Annotated in this window: 16 protein-coding genes; 4 read left to right on the forward strand and 12 right to left on the reverse strand. The window is 72.0% G+C overall.

Going from position 1 to position 19,188, the window contains the following annotated elements; genetic code table 11:
- Positions 1–38 precede the first annotated feature (38 nt).
- From uvrB to LNW72_RS11770, 3 genes are all read right to left on the reverse strand, one after another.
- Positions 39–2,135, reverse strand: a complete 2,097-nt coding sequence (gene uvrB, locus LNW72_RS11760; protein ID WP_250975350.1) for an excinuclease ABC subunit UvrB — start codon at positions 2,133–2,135, stop codon at positions 39–41.
- Between the two features lie 39 nt (positions 2,136–2,174).
- Positions 2,175–2,960, reverse strand: coding sequence for an MHYT domain-containing protein (locus LNW72_RS11765; RefSeq protein ID WP_250980112.1), 786 nt, complete (start codon positions 2,958–2,960; stop codon positions 2,175–2,177).
- A gap of 75 nt (positions 2,961–3,035) precedes the next feature.
- Complete coding sequence (locus tag LNW72_RS11770; protein ID WP_250975351.1) at positions 3,036–3,992, reverse strand: hypothetical protein; 957 nt, start codon at positions 3,990–3,992, stop codon at positions 3,036–3,038.
- 237 nt (positions 3,993–4,229) lie between these two features.
- Between LNW72_RS11770 and LNW72_RS11775 the strand changes: the two genes are divergently transcribed.
- Complete coding sequence (locus LNW72_RS11775; RefSeq protein ID WP_250975352.1) at positions 4,230–4,814, forward strand: methylated-DNA--[protein]-cysteine S-methyltransferase; 585 nt, start codon at positions 4,230–4,232, stop codon at positions 4,812–4,814.
- Between the two features lie 46 nt (positions 4,815–4,860).
- Here the strand turns inward: LNW72_RS11775 and LNW72_RS11780 are convergent, their stop codons facing one another.
- The 5 genes from LNW72_RS11780 to rpsA form a co-directional block, all read right to left on the reverse strand.
- A complete protein-coding gene (locus LNW72_RS11780; protein ID WP_250975353.1) occupies positions 4,861–5,334 on the reverse strand; it encodes a cupin domain-containing protein in 474 nt (157 codons plus the stop codon).
- A gap of 23 nt (positions 5,335–5,357) precedes the next feature.
- Positions 5,358–5,723 (reverse strand): tetratricopeptide repeat protein, encoded by a 366-nt coding sequence (locus LNW72_RS11785; RefSeq protein ID WP_250975354.1) that lies wholly within the window; start codon positions 5,721–5,723, stop codon positions 5,358–5,360.
- 104 nt (positions 5,724–5,827) lie between these two features.
- A complete protein-coding gene (gene coaE, locus LNW72_RS11790) occupies positions 5,828–6,427 on the reverse strand; it encodes a dephospho-CoA kinase (RefSeq protein WP_250975355.1) in 600 nt (199 codons plus the stop codon).
- Positions 6,428–6,475: 48 nt separating this feature from the next.
- Positions 6,476–7,411 carry a PAC2 family protein gene (locus LNW72_RS11795; protein WP_164298497.1) on the reverse strand — a complete coding sequence of 312 codons (936 nt, stop codon included), beginning with the start codon at positions 7,409–7,411 and terminating at the stop codon, positions 6,476–6,478.
- Between the two features lie 157 nt (positions 7,412–7,568).
- Complete coding sequence (gene rpsA / locus LNW72_RS11800) at positions 7,569–9,077, reverse strand: 30S ribosomal protein S1 (protein ID WP_250975356.1); 1,509 nt, start codon at positions 9,075–9,077, stop codon at positions 7,569–7,571.
- Between the two features lie 317 nt (positions 9,078–9,394).
- Between rpsA and LNW72_RS11805 the strand changes: the two genes are divergently transcribed.
- The gene (locus tag LNW72_RS11805; protein ID WP_250975357.1) at positions 9,395–10,213 is read left to right on the forward strand and encodes a class I SAM-dependent methyltransferase; all 819 of its coding nucleotides are present in this window, start codon (positions 9,395–9,397) and stop codon (positions 10,211–10,213) included.
- A gap of 40 nt (positions 10,214–10,253) precedes the next feature.
- Complete coding sequence (gene hrpB / locus LNW72_RS11810; protein WP_250975358.1) at positions 10,254–12,800, forward strand: ATP-dependent helicase HrpB; 2,547 nt, start codon at positions 10,254–10,256, stop codon at positions 12,798–12,800.
- A gap of 28 nt (positions 12,801–12,828) precedes the next feature.
- On the opposite strand, the gene LNW72_RS11815 is transcribed toward hrpB, so the two are convergent.
- The 3 genes from LNW72_RS11815 to LNW72_RS11825 all read right to left on the reverse strand — a co-directional run bounded on the left by LNW72_RS11815 (position 12,829) and on the right by LNW72_RS11825 (position 15,492).
- Positions 12,829–13,830: a DUF3068 domain-containing protein gene (locus tag LNW72_RS11815; RefSeq protein ID WP_250975359.1), complete on the reverse strand. Its 1,002-nt coding sequence runs from the start codon at positions 13,828–13,830 to the stop codon at positions 12,829–12,831.
- A 55-nt stretch (positions 13,831–13,885) separates the two neighbouring features.
- Entirely contained in the window at positions 13,886–14,020 is a 135-nt protein-coding gene (locus LNW72_RS11820; protein WP_250975360.1) for an SPW_0924 family protein, read from the reverse strand.
- A 179-nt stretch (positions 14,021–14,199) separates the two neighbouring features.
- Positions 14,200–15,492 (reverse strand): lytic transglycosylase domain-containing protein, encoded by a 1,293-nt coding sequence (locus LNW72_RS11825; protein ID WP_250975361.1) that lies wholly within the window; start codon positions 15,490–15,492, stop codon positions 14,200–14,202.
- A gap of 138 nt (positions 15,493–15,630) precedes the next feature.
- Here LNW72_RS11825 and LNW72_RS11830 point away from each other — a divergent pair, with 138 nt between their 5' ends.
- Positions 15,631–16,494: a DUF4184 family protein gene (locus tag LNW72_RS11830; RefSeq protein ID WP_250975362.1), complete on the forward strand. Its 864-nt coding sequence runs from the start codon at positions 15,631–15,633 to the stop codon at positions 16,492–16,494.
- Here LNW72_RS11830 and polA read toward each other — a convergent pair.
- Positions 16,425–19,163, reverse strand: coding sequence for a DNA polymerase I (gene polA, locus LNW72_RS11835; protein ID WP_250975363.1), 2,739 nt, complete (start codon positions 19,161–19,163; stop codon positions 16,425–16,427). The genes LNW72_RS11830 and polA overlap by 70 nt on opposite strands.
- Positions 19,164–19,188: the final 25 nt, after the last annotated feature.

Raw genomic sequence — 19,188 nt, forward strand, 5'->3', positions numbered from 1 at the left:
GGTTCACCCCAGGGCAGGGTCTGTCGGCCGGACAGGCCCTAGGCGATACCGGCCTCGCGCATCTGCCGCAGTTCCTTCTTCAAGTCGCCCAGCTCGTCACGGAGTCGGCCCGCGATCTCGAACTTCAGCTCGGCCGCCGCGGCGTGCATCTGCGCGGTGAGCTCGGCGATCAGGTCCGCCAACTCCTCGGCGGGCAGGCTCTGGGCCACCCGCTTGCCGCCCGCCTTGGACGACAGTCCCGGCACCGGGGCCTTGCCGCGCGAGCGCTGCCTGCCGGAGCCCAGCAGCTCCTCGGTGTCCGCGTCCTCGCGGGCGAACGAGTCGAGAATGCCCGCGATCTTCTTGCGGAGCGGCTGCGGGTCGATGCCGTGTTCGGTGTTGTAGGCGACCTGCTTCTCACGGCGCCGGTTGGTCTCGTCGATGGCCTGCGCCATCGCGGGAGTGATCGTGTCGGCGTACATGTGGACCTCGCCGGACACGTTTCGGGCCGCACGGCCGATGGTCTGGATCAGGGAGGTGCCCGAGCGCAGGAAGCCCTGCTTGTCCGCGTCCAGGATCGCCACCAGCGACACCTCGGGGAGGTCCAGGCCCTCACGGAGCAGGTTGATGCCGATCAGCACGTCGTACTCGCCGGCCCGCAGCTCGCTGAGCAGCTCCATCCGGCGCAGCGTGTCGATGTCGCTGTGCAGGTACCGCACCTGGATGCCGAGTTCCAGCATGTAGTCGGTGAGGTCCTCGGACATCTTCTTGGTGAGGGTGGTGACCAGCACCCGCTCGTTCCGCTCGGTGCGCAGCCGGATCTCGTGCACCAGGTCGTCGATCTGCCCCTCGGTGGGCTTGACGATGACCTGCGGGTCGACCAGCCCGGTCGGGCGGATGATCTGCTCGACCGCGCCGTCGCCGCGCGACAGCTCGTACTTGCCGGGGGTCGCCGACAGGTAGACGGTCTGGCCGATGCGCTCCAGGAACTCCTCCCACTTCAGCGGGCGGTTGTCCATCGCGGACGGCAGCCGGAAGCCGTGGTCGACCAGGGTGCGCTTACGGGAGGCGTCGCCCTCGTACATGGCACCGATCTGCGGCACGGTGACATGCGACTCGTCGATGACCAGGAGGAAGTCCTCCGGGAAGTAGTCGATGAGGGTGTTCGGGGCGGTGCCCGCCTCACGGCCGTCCATGTGCCGTGAGTAGTTCTCGATCCCGGAGCAGCTGCCGATCTGCCGCATCATCTCGATGTCGTACGTGGTCCGCATGCGCAGCCGCTGGGCCTCCAGCAGCTTGCCCTGCTTCTCCATCGTCGCGAGGGTCGTCTCCAGCTCCTTCTCGATCCCCGCGACGGCGCGCTCCATGCGTTCCGGTCCCGCGACGTAGTGGGTCGCCGGGAAGACGTACATCTCCCGGTCGTCGCTGATCACCTCGCCGGTGAGCGGGTGGAGGGTGGACATCGCCTCGATCTCGTCACCGAACATCTCGATGCGGACGGCGAGCTCCTCGTAGACCGGGAAGATCTCGATGGTGTCGCCCCGGACCCGGAAGGTGCCCCGCTGGAACGCCAGGTCGTTGCGGGTGTACTGGATGTCCACGAACTTGCGGAGCAGCGTGTCGCGGTCGATCGTGTCACCGACCCGGAGCCGCACCATGCGGTCGACGTACTCCTGCGGGGTGCCCAGGCCGTAGATGCAGGAGACCGACGCGACGACGATGACGTCGCGACGGGTCAGCAGGGAGTTGGTGGTGGAGTGGCGGAGCCGCTCGACCTCCTCGTTGATCGAGGAGTCCTTCTCGATGTAGGTGTCCGTCTGGGGGACGTACGCCTCGGGCTGGTAGTAGTCGTAGTACGACACGAAGTACTCGACGGCGTTGTTCGGCAGCAGCTCGCGGAACTCGTTCGCGAGCTGCGCCGCGAGGGTCTTGTTGGGCGCCATGACGAGCGTCGGGCGCTGGAGCCGTTCGATCATCCACGCCGTGGTCGCCGACTTTCCGGTGCCGGTCGCGCCGAGGAGGACGACATCCTTCTCACCTGCGCGGATACGCCGCTCCAGCTCCTCGATGGCGGCCGGCTGGTCACCATTGGGCTGGAAGGGGCTGACGACCTCGAAGGGCGCCACAGTACGTTCGATGTCTGATACGGGCCGCATGGAACCACCGTACGGCCCAGCACTGACAAACCACGGGGATCACCGTGGGCGACGGCCGTGGACGGGCTCGCGGACCGGCTCGTAGCGGGGCTTCTGGACCCCGGGCGGGTCCAGCGCCACCACGACCCCGGCCAGGAACAGGAACACCACCGGGCCGATCAGGACGGGCGCCAGGATCGCGGCGGGCGAGGCGCCGCCCAGGCCGCCGGCGATCCCCGAGTCGTGCAGATGCACCCGGAGCGCGGCCATGCCCGTGTAATGCATGCCGGTGACCGCGACGCCCATGATGACGCTGGCCCCCATGCTCGCGGCGAAGCCCTTGACCGACACCGCGGCCCACAGCGCCGCGGTGGCCGCCGCCACCGCGATGCCGATCGACAGGTACACCGTTCCGGTGTTGTAGGAGAGGTCCGCGTTCAGCTTCATCCCGGCCATGCCCAGGTAGTGCATGGCGGCCACCCCGACGCCGGTGATCGCGCCGGCGGCGAGCAGGACCGGTGCGCCGCGGCCGAAGAACCCGACCAGGAAGACGCCGGCGCCGACCACCGCGATGGCCACCCCGAGGCTCAGGAAGGTGATCGACTTGTCGTAGTTGATCTCCAGCTGGTCGACGGTGAACCCCATCATGGCGATGAAGTGCATCGTCCAGATGCCCGAGCCGATGGAGACGGCGCCCAGGGCGAGCCAGCCGGCCCGCCGGGACCGCTCCATCACGAGCGCCCGGACCGTGCAGCGCAGTCCGAGAGCGGCTCCCAGGCAAGCCATGACGTAGGCCACCACGGGGGTGATCCAGCCGTACGTGAATCCGTTGACCGTTCCGTACATGCCGTCCACGGCGGGCCTTTCCGGCGCATCGAGTTGGCACACGATAGGACGGCCCGGCGAATATCTGACCGAGTTTCAGATTCCCTTTACCGACCCGTGATCCGGGTGCACGGTGACGCGGTCCAGCGGTCCGTGCGGCCCCGAGCCGAGCGCCGTCCGAAGCGCCGCCACGACCTGCGCCGGACTCGTCGTCAGTGCCTCCGGAGGCACCCGGACGACCCGGAGGCCGCACGTGTCCAACGGGTTGGTGCCGGCCGCCGGCCCGATCACCAGGGCCACCCCCTCGCGCGCCCAGTAGGCGTCCGGCGATGCCAGGAACACACCGTCCAGGCGGAGTTCGGGCCGCCACAGCGGCGGCCGCGACCCCGAGAGCGCGACGAGCGAACGTACTTGGCCGCCGAGCGGGCGGCGGACCCGTCCCGGCAGCGCCAGCTCCCGCAGCGTCTCGTCGATCCCGGGCTTGCGGGACAGCGACGCGGTGCGCAGCTCGCCCGCCAGCTCGGCCGGGTCGATCCCGCGGTCCCACACCAGCTCGCGGAGCACGGCCCGCACCCAGTCCGGGTCGCACGACGCCCGGACCCCGTCCCCCGCGGCGCGCACCAGGGGCGCGACGGGCAGCTCGTCCACCAACTCGGGGCCGGGAAGGGTGCGCGCATGGTGGACCCGCACCCAGGTGTGCGTCCTGAGCGCCCGCCCGGCCGGCACCAGGACGTCGACCACCCGCACCTCGGCCGGGACCAGGACCTCACGCATCCCGTGCAGGGCCAGCGCCGCGATCCCCGTCAGCTGCGCCTGCGCCGCCGGGTACCCGGCGTAGGCCAGGGCCGCCCGGCAGCGCTGCCAGGCGGACAGCGCACCGCGCCGCAGCACCACCACCCTCGGCAGCACCCGCTGCCACGGCCCGCCCGGCCCGCAGCGCTTGCGCAGCGCCACCTCCGACACCCCGATGCCGGACAGCTGGCTGACCGTCACCACCTGCCGCTGGTCACGGGCGAGAATGCGCAGGGCCTGGGCAAAGTCGTTTCGCGTCATGACGGCCCCCTCCCCCACCGGAACCGCTCAACTACCCGCTGTGACAAGGCTGTCGAAGAGTGGCACCCGCCCGAGTGATCGCTGCGGCCCCGGCTGACGGACCCGGTCGGCCGATCCGGCTGACGGACCCGGTCGGCGAACCCGGCTCATGAGGCAGGTGCAGGAGGCCGACGCAGAAGGCCGGCGCAGGAGATCGACTCCCGGCCCGTTGTCAGTGGCCCGGCATACGCTGGCGGTATGACGAACACCGAGCAGCACGAGGTGGCGGAGCGGCCCGCCACGGTGGCCTGGACGCGGCTGGACACCCCGATCGGCCCGCTGCTGCTCGCCGCGACCGCCCAGGGGCTGGTCAGCGTCGTCTTCCGGGCCGACGACGAGGTGACGGAGGCCTTCCTGGAGCGGCTGGGGCGCCGGCTGGGCGCGGAGCCGGTCGAGGAGCCGGTCGAGGAGTCCGGGGAGTCGGGGCGGCTCGCCCCCGCCGTCCGCCAGTTGCGGGCGTACTTCGCCGGCGAGCTGCGCGACTTCACCCTCGATCTGGACTGGTCGCTGACCGCCGGCTTCAACCGCCGCGTCCAGCGGGAGCTCGCCACCGGCGTGCCGTACGGCTCGGTCGTCGGCTACCAGGACCTCGCCGACCGCGTCGGCGAACCGGGCGCCGCCCGTGCCGTCGGCACCGCCATGGGAGCCAATCCGCTGCCGCTCGTCGTCCCGTGCCACCGCGTCGTGGAGAGCAACGGGGGCATAGGCGGCTTCGGCGGCGGCCTGGAGATCAAGCGGACGCTGCTGGCCCTGGAGGGTGTGCTCCCGCCGCCCCTGTTCTGACGGCGCGGAGCGGACCACGGGACCACCGGGTGGCTCCGTCACCCGGTCAGTAGTGGCGGCAGCCCGGGTCCGGGGCGTCGACCGACAGCGCGTCGCCCTCGGGCAGGAGATACGTGACGTACAGGACGACCGGCACCGTGCCGAGGTTCTGCCCGTTGTGCACCTTGCGGGCGCCGTCCGGCTCGATGAACGACTGGCCGGCGCTGCTGCGCACCACCGAGCAGTCGGCCAGCGTCCTGGTCAGCGTGCCCGACTGGACGACGGCGATCAGCGGCCCCTGGTGGTAGTGCCAGCCGGTCTCACCGCCGGGCGCGATGGTGACCGTGCGCACCACGACATCCGTACGCCCCTGGGTCCTGATCTTCAGTCCCTCGGCGGAGGTGCCCTTGGCCAGCACCGTGGCCGTCACCCCGCTGCCCGGTGTCGCCAGGGCGCCGGACGGCACCAGTCCCAGTGCCACCACACATGCGGCCACCGCCGCCGCTCTGCGGATCCGGCTCCAGCGCCTGCTGCTGTCCATGTGCGGGGTTCCTCCGGAACGGTTCAGGGAGCGTCGAAACGAGCCGCCTCAACATAGTCCGGCCGCGGGTCCAGAGCGGCGGCCAGCCGGAAGTGTCGCATTGCTTCATCCGGACGGTTGGCACGCTGCAGGGTCCGGGCGAGCGCGAAGTGCGCGAACGCGTTGTCGGGTTCCCGTTCCAGCACTATCTGGAACTCGAGCTCGGCCGGGCGCAGTTGGGCGGCGGCGAAGAAGGCTCGGGCCCGCAGCAGGCGCGCGGCGGTGTTCTCCGGGTGGGCGGTGATGACCGAGTCCAGCAGCTTCACCGCTCCGCGCGGGTCGCGGGCTTCCAACAACTGCTCCGCGGCACGGAAATCGATGACGTGGGTCTCGGGGGTCTGCTCGGGCACGGCCGCCTCCCTTCCATGGCTGGGGTGACGACTGATCGTCGGCACAGACATACCCAACGCGGTCTCCCGCAATCACATTCCAGGCGGTCCCGCGCGGGGCGGCGCTAGGGCCCCAGGCGGTCGCGCAGCTGCTGCCAGACCCGTTTGACCTGGGGTTCGAGCGCCTCCAGGGGACCGTCGTTGTCCAGCACGACATCGGCGATGGCGAGCCGCTGCTCGCGGGTGGCCTGGGCCGCCATCCGCGACCGGGCCTCGCCCTCGTCCATGCCGCGCAGCCGGACCAGGCGGTCGAGTCGGGTGGCGGGGGACGCGTCCACCACCACGACGAGGTCGTAGAGCTCGGAGAGCGCGTTCTCGGTGAGCAGCGGGACGTCATGGATGACGATGTCGTCCGGGCCCGCGGCGCCCTCCAACTCGGCGGACCGGCGGCCCACGAGCGGATGCACGATCGCGTTCAGTGCCTGCAGCCTGGCGGGGTCGGCGAAGACGATCGACCCCAGCCTGGGGCGGTCGAGCGCCCCGTCGGGAGTGAGGATCTCCGTGCCGAACTCGGCCACCACGGCGGCCAGCCCCGGCGATCCTGGCTCCACGACCTCCCGGGCGATCTTGTCCGCGTCCACCACGACCGCCCCGTACGACGCGAGCAGCCGTGACACTTCGCTCTTGCCGGCGCCGATTCCGCCGGTCAGGCCCACCTTCAGCATGGCGTCAGCCTAGGGCCTGCCCAGCAGGACAGGCCCTAGGGTCTGTCGTCAGCTTCCGTCGTCCTCGCGGTCCGCGAGGAACCGTTCGAACTCGGCCCCGAGGTCGTCGGCCGACGGCAGGTCGACCGGCTCGGCGATGAGGTTCTCCCGGGTCATCGAACCGGCCACCGCGTCGTACTGGCTCTCCAGCCCGCGGACGACCGAGACCAGCTCGCCGTCGCCCTCGGCGACCTGGCGGTCGATCTCGCCGCGGACCGTGTGCGCCTCGGCGCGCAGCGCGTGCGCCACCTCGGGCAGGACCAGGCCGGTGGCGGCGGTGATCGCTTCGAGTACGGCGAGCGCCGCGTCCGGGTACGGGGAACGCGACAGATAGTGCGGCACGTGCGCGGCGACGCCCAGGACGTCCCGGCCCGCCTCGGCGAGCCGCAGCTCGATGAGGGATTCGGCGCTGCCGGGCACCGTCGCCTCGTCGAACCAGCTGCGGTGGCCGGGCATCAGGTCCACCCGGTTGCCGTGCGGGGTCAGACCGACCGGGCGGGTGTGCGGAACGCCCATCGGAATGCCGTGGAAGTTGATGGCCAGCCGCACCCCGAGCCGTTCGACGACCTGCAGCACGGCCGCGGCGAAGCGCTCCCACTCCACGTCCGGCTCGGAGCCGGTCAGCAGCAGGAAGGGCGTCTCCGTGGTGTCACGGACCAGGTAGAGAGCGATCTCCGGTGCCTCGTACCCCGACCAGTGGTCGCGCTCGAAGAGCATCAGGGGCCGGCGCGCGCGGTAGTCGACCAGCCGGTCGGCGTCGAACCTGGCCACCAGCTGGTTGTCGAGGCGGTCCAGCAGCTGCTCCGAGATCTGCTCGCCGGTGTCACCCGCGTCGATGTACCCCTCCAGGTGGTACAGCAGAACGGGGCCGGTCTCCCCGACCGCCTCGTCCACGGCCTCGGCACCGCCCGGCACGAATTCGTACAGCCCCTGCGGATCCAGCACTGTGATCGTTCCTCCTCGTTCTTCCTCCTCGGAAACGTGCGAGGAGCTGGGAGCATTCCCGCATCCGGGCCCGCTTCACCCCCTGACAACGCGGAAGGCCCGCTCCCCTCTCGGGGAACGGGCCTTCCGTCCGTACGGCTACCTGCAGGTCAGAGCGTCAGCTCTGGCCGCCGGCCAGCTTCTCGCGGAGCGCGGCCAGTGCCTCGTCCGACGCCAGGGCGCCGGAGTTGTCATCCGACTCCGAGGAGTAGGAACCGCCGCCACCGAGACCGGCGGAGCTGGCGGGACCGGCGGGAGCCGCAGCACCCTCGGCCTCCGCCTTCTCGTCGGCCTCGCGGGACTTGATGACCTGGGCCTGGTGCTGCTCGAAGCGGGTCTGGGCCGTGGCGTACTGGCCTTCCCACGCCTCGCGCTGGGTCTCGAAGCCCTCGAGCCAGTCGTTGGTCTCGGGGTCGAAGCCCTCGGGGTAGATGTAGTTCCCCTGGTCGTCGTACGACGCGGCCATGCCGTACAGGGTCGGGTCGAACTCGACCGTGGCCGGGTCGGCACCGAAGGCCTCGTTGGCCTGCTTCAGCGAGAGGCTGATGCGGCGGCGCTCGAGGTCGATGTCGATGACCTTGACGAAGATCTCGTCGTTGACCTGGACGACCTGCTCCGGGATCTCCACGTGGCGCTCGGCCAGCTCGGAGATGTGGACCAGGCCCTCGATGCCCTCGTCGACGCGCACGAACGCACCGAACGGAACGAGCTTGGTGACCTTACCGGGAACGACCTGGCCGATCTGGTGCGTCCGGGCGAACTGCTGCCACGGGTCTTCCTGCGTCGCCTTCAGCGACAGGGAGACACGCTCGCGGTCCATGTCCACGTCGAGAACCTCGACGGTGACTTCCTGGCCGACCTCGACAACCTCGGAGGGGTGGTCGATGTGCTTCCAGGACAGCTCGGAGACGTGCACGAGACCGTCGACGCCGCCGAGGTCCACGAACGCACCGAAGTTGACGATCGAGGAAACGACGCCGGAGCGGACCTGGCCCTTCTGCAGGGTCGTGAGGAAGGTCTGACGGACCTCGCTCTGGGTCTGCTCAAGCCAGGCACGGCGGGACAGGACCACGTTGTTGCGGTTCTTGTCCAGCTCGATGATCTTGGCTTCGAGCTCCTTGCCCACGTACGGCTGGAGGTCGCGGACGCGACGCATCTCGACGAGCGAGGCGGGCAGGAAGCCGCGGAGGCCGATGTCGAGGATGAGACCACCCTTGACGACCTCGATGACGGTACCGGTGACGATCCCGTCTTCTTCCTTGATCTTCTCGATGGTGCCCCAGGCACGCTCGTACTGAGCGCGCTTCTTCGAGAGGATCAGGCGGCCTTCCTTGTCCTCCTTCTGGAGAACAAGGGCTTCGATCTCGTCGCCGACCTTGACGACCTCATTGGGGTCGACGTCGTGCTTGATCGAAAGCTCGCGGGACGGGATGACGCCCTCGGTCTTGTAACCGATGTCGAGCAGGACCTCGTCCCGGTCGACCTTTACGATCACGCCTTCGACGATGTCGCCGTCGTTGAAGTACTTGATCGTCGCATCGATCGCTGCGAGGAAGTCTTCCTCGGAGCCGATGTCGTTGACCGCCACCTGCGGGGTGGTGCGCGTTGCCTCGGTGCTGCTCGTCATATGGGGAAGGACTCCGGTACGGACAGAAGTTGTAGGTACTGCTACGCCAGGACCCGTTATCGCACAGCCGAAGCCGGACAGCCTTGAGTCAGACCTTCCAAATGATTCGGAGAGTCGCCTCAAGGACCGAGGGGATACAAGCCAGTGCGAGCGCAACCTGCTACGTCTGAGGTGCGCAGGCCCGCAGCGCAACTTGTAGCATACGGGGGCAGCCGGACACGGTCAATGCGCGAAGGGCCCACCTGGGGCAGAACAGCCCATACCCGGCGCAAGTCCCCCCGTCACAGGTCCAACCAGAGAGTACGACGACAACCGCGATGAGCCAAGGACCCGAACCAGAAGCCACCCGGCGTACCGCAGGCGTCACGGAAAGCAGCCGGGCCAACCGGGGCTGGTGGGACCGGAACGCGGACGAGTACCAGGTCGAACACGGAGCCTTCCTCGGCGACGGGAACTTCGTCTGGGGGCCGGAGGGACTGGACGAGTCCGACGCCGGACTGCTCGGCCCCGCCGCCGAAATCGCGGGCCTGTCGGTGCTGGAGATCGGCGCCGGCGCCGCGCAGTGTTCGCGCTGGCTGGCCGCGCGCGGCGCGCGCCCCGTCGCCCTCGACCTCTCCCACCGGCAGCTGCAGCACGCGCGCCGGATCGACGAGGAGGCGGCGGACGGCGGCTTCCCGCTGGTCCAGGCCGACGCCGGGACGCTGCCGTTCGCGGCCGCTTCGTTCGACCTGGCGTGCTCGGCGTACGGCGCGCTCCCCTTCGTCGCCGACCCCGAACGCGTGCAGCGCGAGGTGCACCGGGTGCTGCGGCCGGGCGGGCGCTGGGTCTTCTCCGTCACCCACCCGATCCGCTGGGCCTTCCCCGACGAGCCGGGCCCCGAGGGGCTGACCGCGGTCTCCTCCTACTTCGACCGCACCCCGTACGTCGAGCAGGACGAGCGCGGGCTCGCCGAGTACGTCGAGCACCACCGGACCCTCGGCGACCGGGTGCGGGAGATCGCCGCAGCCGGCTTCCGGCTGGTCGATCTCGTCGAGCCGCGGTGGCCGGAGTGGAACACCCAGGAGTGGGGCGGCTGGTCGCCGCTGCGCGGCGGGATCCTGCCGGGGACCGCGATCTTCGTGTGCGTGCGGGACTGACGGCGGCGCCCGCCGCCGGACCGACGGGCACACTGGGCGGGTGATCCGCGCCAGTTCCCTCGACCTGCCCGTACAGACCGTCGTGCCCGCACTGCTGCGGGCGCTCGACGAGCGGGGCTGCGCCGTGCTCGCCGCGCCGCCCGGAACGGGGAAGACCACCCTCGTACCGCTCGCCCTGGCCGGGCTGCTCCCCCAGTACGGGGAGGTCCCCCGCCGGGTGCTGGTGGCTGAGCCGCGCCGGATGGCGGCGCGGGCCGCCGCCCGGCGGATGGCGTGGCTGCTCGGCGAGGGCGTCGGAGCGCGGATCGGCTTCACGGTGCGCGGCGAGCGGAAGGTCTCGGCGCAGACGGTCGTCGAAGTGGTGACGACCGGTGTGCTGCTCCAGCGGCTGCAGCGCGATCCGGAGCTGGCCGGTGTGGACACCGTCGTACTGGACGAATGCCATGAGCGGCATCTGGACGCCGACACCTCGATGGCCTTCCTGCTGGACGTACGGGCCGCCCTGCGCCCGGAGTTGCGGGTGGTCGCGGCCTCCGCCACCACGGACACCGCCGCCTGGTCCGCACTGGTCGGGGGCGAGGACGGCGCCGCCCCGGTGGTCGAGGCGCGGGGCATCCTGCATCCGGTCGCCGTGCAGTGGGCGCCGCCGGCCCGCCCGGTGCGGCCGCCGCACGGGATGCGGGTCGATCCGGCGCTGCTGGAGCATGTGGCGGCGGTGGTACGGCGGGCCCTGCGCGAGAAGGAGGGGGACGTGCTGTGCTTCCTGCCGGGCGTCGGGGAGATCGCGCGGGTCGCCGGCATGCTGAGCGGGCCCGACGTGGACGTGCTGCAGCTGCACGGGCGGGCGCCGGCCGCCGTGCAGGACGCGGCGCTCGCGCCGGGCACCCGGCGCCGGGTGCTGCTGGCCACGTCGGTGGCCGAGTCGAGCCTCACCGTCCCCGGGGTGCGGATCGTGGTGGACGGCGGGCTGGCGCGCGAGCCGCGGGTGGACCACGCGCGCGGCCTCGACGCGCTGACGACCGTGCGGGTCTCGCACGCGGCGGCCCGCCAACGGGCCGGGCGCGCCGGGCGCGAGGGTCCCGGCACGGTGTACCGCTGCTGGTCGGAGGCGGACGACGCCGGGCATCCGCGCTGGCCGGCACCGGAGATCTCGGTGGCCGACCTGGCCGCCTTCGCTCTGCAGTCGGCCTGCTGGGGCGACCCGGACGCCGCCGGCCTCGCCCTGCTCGACGCCCCTCCGGCCGGCGCGATGGGCGCGGCCCGCGAGGTGCTCCTCGCGGTCGGCGCGGTGTCCTCGGACGGCCGCGCCACCGACCGGGGCAAGCGGCTCAGCCGGCTGGGCGTGCACCCGCGGCTCGCCCGCGCGCTGCTCGACGGGGCACGTGCGGTCGGTGCGCGGCGCGCGGCCGAGGTCGTGGCGCTGCTCAGCGAGGAGCCGCCGCGCGACTACGGCGACGACCTGGCCGCCGCCTGGCGGCAGGCCCGGCGCGGCGGCGACGGTTACGCGGCGCGCTGGCGCGCCGAGGCCGGCCGGCTGGAGGCGTCGCTGCGGCAGGCCGGGACCGGCGGCGGACCGGACGGGCCGCGCGGGTCCGGGGCGGCCGGCTCCGGTGGTGATGACGCGGCGGCCGGGCTGGTGGCCGCGCTCGCCTTCCCCGAGCGGGTGGCCCGGGCCCGCGGCGCCGGTACGTATCTGATGGCGTCAGGAACGGCGGCGGAGCTGGGCACCGGCTCCCGGCTCGGGACGCCCGGCTGGCTGGCCGTCGCGGTCGCGGACCGGCCGGTGACGGCGGTCTCGGCGCGGGTGCGGCTGGCCGCGGTGATCGACGAGGCCACCGCCCGCACGGCGGCGGCTCCGCTGCTGGCCTCGGGCGAGGAGGTGCGCTGGTCGGACGGCGACGTGGTGGCGCGCAGCGTGGAGCGGCTGGGCGCCGTGGAGCTCACGGCACGCCCGCTGCGGTCACCGGACCGGGCGCTGCTGCGCGCCGCCGTCGCCGAGGGGCTGCGGCGGGAGGGCACCGGGCTGCTGCGCTGGTCGCGCGACGCGCAGGACACCCGCCGCCGGCTGGCTTTTCTGCACCGGGAGTTGGGCGAGCCGTGGCCGGACGTCTCGGAGCAGGCGCTGCTGGACGGGATGGACGACTGGCTCGGCCCCGAGCTGTCCGCGGCCCGCCGGCGCGCCGATCTGGAACGCACCGACGCCGGCGGCCCGCTCAACCGGCTGCTGCCCTGGGCCTCCGGTGCCGCCGCCCGGTTCGGCGAGCTGGCTCCGGAGCGGATCGAGGTGCCCAGCGGTTCACGGATCCGGGTGGACTACGAGGGCGACCAGCCGGTGCTCGCGGCCAAGCTCCAGGAGCTGTTCGGCTGGCAGGAGACCCCGCGGATCGCGGGTGGCCGGGTGCCGCTCCTCGTCCATCTGCTGTCCCCCGCCGGCCGGCCCGCCGCCGTCACCGCCGACCTCGCCTCGTTCTGGCGGGGCGGCTACCGCTCGGTCCGCGCCGAGCTGCGCGGCCGCTACCCCAAGCACCCGTGGCCGGAGGACCCGGCCGCCGCCGCGCCCACCCGCCGGACGAACCAGCGGCGTTGACCCCTCCAGGACGGCGCGGCGGCGGGGCTCAGACGGCGATCGGGTGCGGGTCGGGATCCGGGTCGCGCACCGTGTCGTCGGGGGCCGGGTCGGCCGGGCGGCGGCCGCGCGCCTCCAGGAGCAGGGAGAGCGAGAGCAGGACGACGCCCAGGATCAGGAAGCCCCAGGGAAGGTAGCTGGTCAGCAGCAGGATGAGCTGGCGCTGGGACTTCACCAGTTTGACGGTGGAGTCGATGTAGTCCTCGCGCATCTTCACATCACCGGAGAAGACGGTCACCGGCTTCGTGTCGGGCGCCTGCGGGAAGCGCAGCTCCTCCTGGTGGACCTCCTCGCCGTTGACCGGGGCACCGGTGGTGGGGTCGACCCAGAACTTCCGCACCGTGGTGTACCAGCGCTCCACCGAGCCGCCGAGCGAGGCCTCGGTGACGCCGCCGGGCATCTTCTTCGGCAGCGGGACCTTCACCCAGGGGACGGTCTGCTCGAAGTAGTAGACGGTCATGCCGCGGAACTTCTGCGTCGCCTTGTAGTGGATGGGCGCGGACGTCCGGGACTGCGCGTCGAAGTAGAAGTAGTCGCGCTTCTCGGTGAGGAACGGGAACTTGAACTCCACGCCCTCACGGTGCACGGAGTCGCCGTCGACGCTCTCGCTCGCGGTGTGGACCGGGTCCTGGGTGTGGGCGTCGAAGATGTAGCGCTCGGGGATCTCCGAGACCATCGAGCCGTCCGGGCCGGCCACGAAGGACAGCGCGTCCCAGACCACGACGTCGCGGCCGGTGTCCGCCTTGACCTTCTTGGACTCCTCGACGTTGCCCTTGAGCGTCTGGACGATGCTGAGCTTGGGGACGATCTCCGGCTTGAGCGAGAGGTAGTTGACGAGGAGGGTGGCGTTCTTCGCCTCCAGGACCACCGACTGGTACTCGTTGGCCGGCACCTTGGCCAGCCGTGGGAAGGCGTACCAGCGCATCAGGGGCGACAGGGTCGCGAAGAAGACGGCGAAGGCGAGCAGCACCAGGCTGGACTTGCGGCGCATCGGGACGCTTCCCCTCCTTTGTGGCTACGGGTGACCGTAGGCGGGTACGGCCGGTTTACGGATGGCTGGGGATCGTGGTCAGCAGCGGCTTGGGCGAGGTCTTCCCCGCGGGTGCGCCGACCGCGGTCATGGTGAGGACGAGCGCGAGAGCGGCGACGAGTCCGATGGCTGCGGCGATCAGGGCGCGCATGGCCGGACCTCCCTTGTGGACGACGACGTCGGCTGGGCCGGGGCACCGTAGCAATCGGGGGATCAGATGAGAACAGGTTCTACCGATCGAATGCGGCCACCGCGCGAACGAGCCCGGCCCCGCCGTGGAGGGCGGGGCCGGGCTCGTCGGGTGCGGGGTACGTCAGGTGGCGCGGTGCGTCAGCCGGCGACGGCCGCCGGGCTGGTCGACGGGGCCGCGCTCGGGCTCGCGGGCGCGGTCGTGGCGCCCGTCGCGGTCGGTGACGGCGTCGGTGACGTGGTCGGCGTCGGGGTGGGGCAGGAGCCGTCGGTCGGCGTGGGAGTCGGCGTCGGCGTCGGGGTGCCGGTCGGGGTGGGCGTCGGCGAGGCGGACCCCGTCGGAGTGGGCGTAGGCGTCGGGCAGCCCGGGGTGGGGCTCCCGCTGCCCGTGGGCGTCGGCGTGGGCGACGGCGACGCGGTGCCGGTCGGCGTTCCGGTGGGCGTCCCCGGGCCGGTGGTCGGCGGCGTCGGCCGGCCGGTGGTGGTCGGCGCCGGCGAGACGGAGCCGGTGGCCGTGGCGGACGGGCCGGCGCCCGGCTTCGGCGCGGTGGTGGCCGGCGGTGTCTTCGGGCCGGTGCCGGTGCCGGTGCCGGTGCCGGTGCCGGGTGTGCGGCCGCTGTCCGGGACCGCGACGGCTCCCTGGTCCTTGAAGTGCTGGAACCAGGCCCGGACGGTGTGCAGGTACTCCTGCGAGTGGTTGTAGCCCAGGATCGCGCGGTCGATGTCCGCGGAGACCGAAAGGTCGCGGTTGTCGGCGCACAGGTAGTGGCCGGCGGCGAGGGCGGCGTCGTAGATGTTGTTCGGGTCCTTCACGCCGTCCGCGTTGCCGTCGGCTCCCCAACTGGCCCAGGTCGACGGGATGAACTGCATCGGTCCCACCGCGCGGTCGTGGACGGTGTCCCCGTCGTAGGCGCCGCCATCGGTGTCCGAGATGTTCGCGAACCCGGCGCCGTTCAGCACCGGGCCCAGGATCGGCTTGTACGTGGTGCCCTTCGCGTCGACGGCGCCGCCGCTCGCCTGACCCGATTCGACCTGCCCGATCGCGGCGAGCAGTTCCCAGGGCAGTTTGCAGCCCTGGTCGGAGGTGGCGATGGCCAGCTGCGCCCTGCGGTAGGCGTCCAGCACCGTGCCGGGCAGGCCCGTGCCGCCGGTGTCGATGCTCGTGCCGGTGCCGCCGGTGGGCGTGGGGCCCGAAGTGCCGCCCACGGCCAGGCCGCTGGAGCCGTCCCCGGGCGGCAGGGCGCTGTAGAACGGCGACCCGCCGTCGATCTGCGGGCCCGGTGGCGGCTTGGGGACGGCACTGCGGGCCCGCTCCGCCTGGGCGAAACCGGGTGCCTGCGAGGCGCTGAGCGCCGCGACCGCCAGGGCCGCGACCGCCGTGCCCGCCGCCCCCCTGCGCATCGCGCGTATCCGCCGTCCGTATCGCGCTGCCATGTCCGCGGTCCCTCCCACGTGCGAGCTGAGCGCGTTACCGCGCCGCAACCCCACGGACCATACGGGAACTTCCGGCGCGCATCCACCGTGCGGTACTCCGCATACTGGTCCGAAAGGATCACTTCATGAGGGGGTCTGATGCCGTTCACCCTGAGCCACGCGGCGGCGGTGCTGCCGGGGCTGCGCCGGGACGGAACCGCCCGCGGGCCGCTGGTCGCGGCGGCGCTCGTCGCGGGTTCCTTCGCCCCCGACATCCCGTACTTCGCCGCCTCGGTGGTGTCCGGCGTCTTCGGGTTCGGTCATGTGACGCACTCGCCTGCGGCGGTCCCGACCCTCGATCCGCTGATCGCCGCAGGGCTGGTGGGCGGCTGGCTGTTCCTGCGCGATCCGCTGCTGGCGCTGCTGCCCGAGGGGTGGCAGGGGCGCGCCGGGGCGCTGTTCGACGGGGACCGGCGGCCGTGGTCGGCGCGCACGGCGGGCTGGTTCTGGCTCTCCGCGACGATCGGCGCGGCCACCCACGTCGGATGGGACACTTTCACCCATTACGGACGGTGGGGGGTGCGGACGCTGCCGGTGCTGAACACCGTGGTGCACGGACAGCAGCTGTACCAGTGGCTGCAGTACGGCAGTTCGGCGGCGGCGCTGCTGGTGCTGGCCGCGTTCACCGCCCGCGCGCTGCGCGCCGCCCCGAAGGAGCCGCCGCCCGCCCGGCTGCCGCGGCTGACGGCCCGCGGGCGCGGCGGCACGGTCGCGCTGCTGGTGGGCTGCGCGGTGGCGGGCTCGGTCGTCCGCTGTCTGCGGGAGTACGCGGTCAGGGCACCGACGTCCATCGGCGACGTGGTGCCCACGGCTTCCTTCGGCGCGGGCGCCGGGCTGGCGGGCGGCGCGCTGCTGTACGCGGCCGCCGCCCGGCTGCGCCGCAGGCGGCGCCGTCAGTGGGCCGCGGACTCCCAGTCCTTGCCGACGCCCACCGAGACGTCGAGCGGGGCCCGCAGCGGGTAGGCGCCGGCCATCTCGCGGCGCACCAGCTCCTCGACGCGCTCGCGCTCGCCCGGCGCGATCTCCACCACGATTTCGTCGTGCACCTGCAGGAGCATCCGCGAGGCCAGCTTCTCCTCGGTGAGCGCCTCACCGACCCGCAGCATCGCGAGCTTGACGATGTCGGCGGCCGAGCCCTGGATCGGCGCGTTCAGCGCCATCCGCTCGGCCATCTCGCGGCGCTGCCGGTTGTCGCTGTTGAGGTCGGGCAGATAGCGGCGGCGGCCCAGCAGCGTCTCGGTGTAGCCGGTGCCGCGGGCCTCCTCCACGACGCGCTGCAGATAGTCCCGCACCCCGCCGAACCGCTCGAAGTAGGTGTCCATCAGCGCACCCGCCTCACCCGGGGAGATCCCCAGCTGCTGCGACAGGCCGAACGCGGACAGCCCGTAGGCCAGGCCGTACGACATGGCCTTGATCTTGCGGCGCATCTCCGCGTCCACCGCGTCCTTGGGGACGCTGAAGACGTGCGAGCCGACGGTGGTGTGCAGATCCTCGCCGGTGTTGAACGCGTCGATCAGGCCCGCGTCCTCCGACAGGTGGGCCATCACCCGCAGTTCGATCTGGCTGTAGTCCGCCGTCAGCAGCGACTCGAAGCCCTCGCCGACGACGAAGCCCCGCCGGATCTCCCGGCCCTCGTCGGTACGGACCGGCACGTTCTGCAGATTGGGGTCGGTGGACGACAGCCGGCCGGTGGCGGCCACGGTCTGGCTGAACGTGGTGTGGATCCGCCCGTCGGGCGCGATCGTCTTGATCAGACCCTCGACCGTCACCCGCAGCTTGGCCTGCTCCCGGTGGCGCAGCATGATCACCGGCAGCTCGTGGTCGGTCTGCGCGGCCAGCCACGCCAGGGCGTCGGCGTCCGTGGTGAACCCGGTCTTGGTCTTCTTGGTCTTCGGCAGGCCCAGCTCCCCGAACAGCACCTCCTGGAGCTGCTTGGGCGAGCCGAGGTTGAACTCGTGGCCCACCGCGGCGTGCGCCTCGGCCACCGCCTGCTGCACGGCGTCGGCGAAGCGCTGCTCCAGCGCCTCCAGGTGCGCGCGGTCGGCCGCGATCCCGGACCGCTCCATGCGGGCGAGCAGCGCCGACGTCGGCAGCTCCACGTCCCGCAGCAGCCCCGTCGCGCCGTCCTGCTCCAGCCGGCCGGTGAACGCCGTGCCGAGGTCAAGGACCGTACGCGCCTGCGCCAGCAGCGCGTCCAGCGCGGCGGAGTCCTCCTGCTCCTCGCCGAACGCCAGCTGCCCGCTCTCGGCGCCGGCCGGTGCCAGCTCACGGCCCAGGTACTCCACCGACAGCGCGTCCAGGGCGAAGGAGCGGCGGCCGGGCTTGATCAGATAGGCGGCGAGCGCGGTGTCCATGCTGACGCCGGCCACGGTCCAGCCGTGCTCGGCGAAGACCCGCATCACGTTCTTCGCGTTGTGCAGCACCTTGGGGCGGGCGGCGTCCGCGATCCAGGACGCGAACACCTTCTCGTCCGCCTCGGCCAGCTGCGCGGGGTCGAACCACACCGCGGGCCCCTCGGCCCCGGCCAGCGCGACCTGGGTGACGGTGCCGGCGCCCAGCGCCCACGTGTCGACGGTGGCCATGCCGAGCGGCGCCGTGCCGTGCCCCTCCAGCCACTCCTGCAGGCCGCCTTCGGTCAGCTGCGCGCCCTCCACGGCGACGCCCTCGGCGACCTGCGCCTCTTCCTCCCGCGCGCCCGGGTCCACCGCGAACAGCCGGTCCCGGAAGTTCTGGTTACGGAACTCCAGGGCGTCCAGCACGATGTGCAGCGCATCGCGGTCGTACGCCGCGCGCTCCAGCTCCACCGGGCCGCACGGCAGCTCCACGTCGCGCACCATCTCGGTCAGCCGGCGGTTGAGCTTCACCGCGTCCAGGTGCGCGCGCAGGTTCTCCCCCGCCTTGCCCTTGACCTCGTCGGCCCGCTCCATCAGCGCCGCGAACGACCCGAACTGGGTGATCCACTTGGTGGCGGTCTTCTCCCCCACCCCGGGGATCCCCGGCAGGTTGTCCGACGGGTCGCCGCGCAGCGCCGCGAAGTCCGGGTACTGCGACGGCGACAGTCCGTACTTCTCCTCGACCTTCGCCGGGGTGAACCGGGTCAGCTCCGAGACGCCCTTGGTCGGGTACAGCACCGTCGTGTGCTCGCTGACGAGCTGGAACGCGTCCCGGTCACCGGTCACGATGAGGACGTCGAACCCCGCGGCCTCCGCCTGGGTGGCCAGCGTGGCGATGATGTCGTCCGCCTCGTACTTCTCCACCGCGAACCGCTTGACGCCCATCGCGTCCAGCAGCTCGCCGATCAGCTCCACCTGGCTGCGGAACTCGTCGGGGGTCTTCGAACGGGTCGCCTTGTACTCGGGGAACTCGTCGAACCGCCATGTCTTGCGCGAGACGTCGAAGGCGACGCCCAGATGCGTCGGCTTCTCGTCACGCAACGTGTTCGCCAGCATCGACGTGAAGCCGTACACGGCGTTCGTCGGCTGGCCGGTGGCGGTGTTGAAGTTCTCCACCGGCAGGGCGTAGAACGCCCGGTACGCCAGGGAGTGTCCGTCGAGCAGGAGCAGCCGCGGCCGGTCTCCCGCCGTGGATGCCGTGCCGGTCGCTGCGCTCGTCTTCGATGCCTTTGCTGCCACGTCCTCGATACTCCCATGCCCCACT

The sequence above is a fragment of the Streptomyces sp. RKAG293 genome (genome assembly GCF_023701745.1).
Taxonomy (GTDB): Bacteria; Actinomycetota; Actinomycetes; order Streptomycetales; family Streptomycetaceae; genus Actinacidiphila.

What these genes read in the sequence shown, in the direction of transcription:
- uvrB (WP_250975350.1), bottom strand. Translation starts at nt 2,135, where the DNA reads ATGCGGCCCGTATCAGACATCGAACGTACTGTGGCGCCCTTCGAGGTC.
- LNW72_RS11765 (WP_250980112.1), bottom strand. Translation starts at nt 2,960, where the DNA reads ATGTACGGAACGGTCAACGGATTCACGTACGGCTGGATCACCCCCGTG.
- LNW72_RS11770 (WP_250975351.1), bottom strand. Translation starts at nt 3,992, where the DNA reads ATGACGCGAAACGACTTTGCCCAGGCCCTGCGCATTCTCGCCCGTGAC.
- LNW72_RS11775 (WP_250975352.1), top strand. Translation starts at nt 4,230, where the DNA reads ATGACGAACACCGAGCAGCACGAGGTGGCGGAGCGGCCCGCCACGGTG.
- LNW72_RS11780 (WP_250975353.1), bottom strand. Translation starts at nt 5,334, where the DNA reads ATGGACAGCAGCAGGCGCTGGAGCCGGATCCGCAGAGCGGCGGCGGTG.
- coaE (WP_250975355.1), bottom strand. Translation starts at nt 6,427, where the DNA reads ATGCTGAAGGTGGGCCTGACCGGCGGAATCGGCGCCGGCAAGAGCGAA.
- rpsA (WP_250975356.1), bottom strand. Translation starts at nt 9,077, where the DNA reads ATGACGAGCAGCACCGAGGCAACGCGCACCACCCCGCAGGTGGCGGTC.
- LNW72_RS11805 (WP_250975357.1), top strand. Translation starts at nt 9,395, where the DNA reads ATGAGCCAAGGACCCGAACCAGAAGCCACCCGGCGTACCGCAGGCGTC.
- LNW72_RS11815 (WP_250975359.1), bottom strand. Translation starts at nt 13,830, where the DNA reads ATGCGCCGCAAGTCCAGCCTGGTGCTGCTCGCCTTCGCCGTCTTCTTC.
- LNW72_RS11820 (WP_250975360.1), bottom strand. Translation starts at nt 14,020, where the DNA reads ATGCGCGCCCTGATCGCCGCAGCCATCGGACTCGTCGCCGCTCTCGCG.
- LNW72_RS11825 (WP_250975361.1), bottom strand. Translation starts at nt 15,492, where the DNA reads ATGGCAGCGCGATACGGACGGCGGATACGCGCGATGCGCAGGGGGGCG.
- LNW72_RS11830 (WP_250975362.1), top strand. Translation starts at nt 15,631, where the DNA reads ATGCCGTTCACCCTGAGCCACGCGGCGGCGGTGCTGCCGGGGCTGCGC.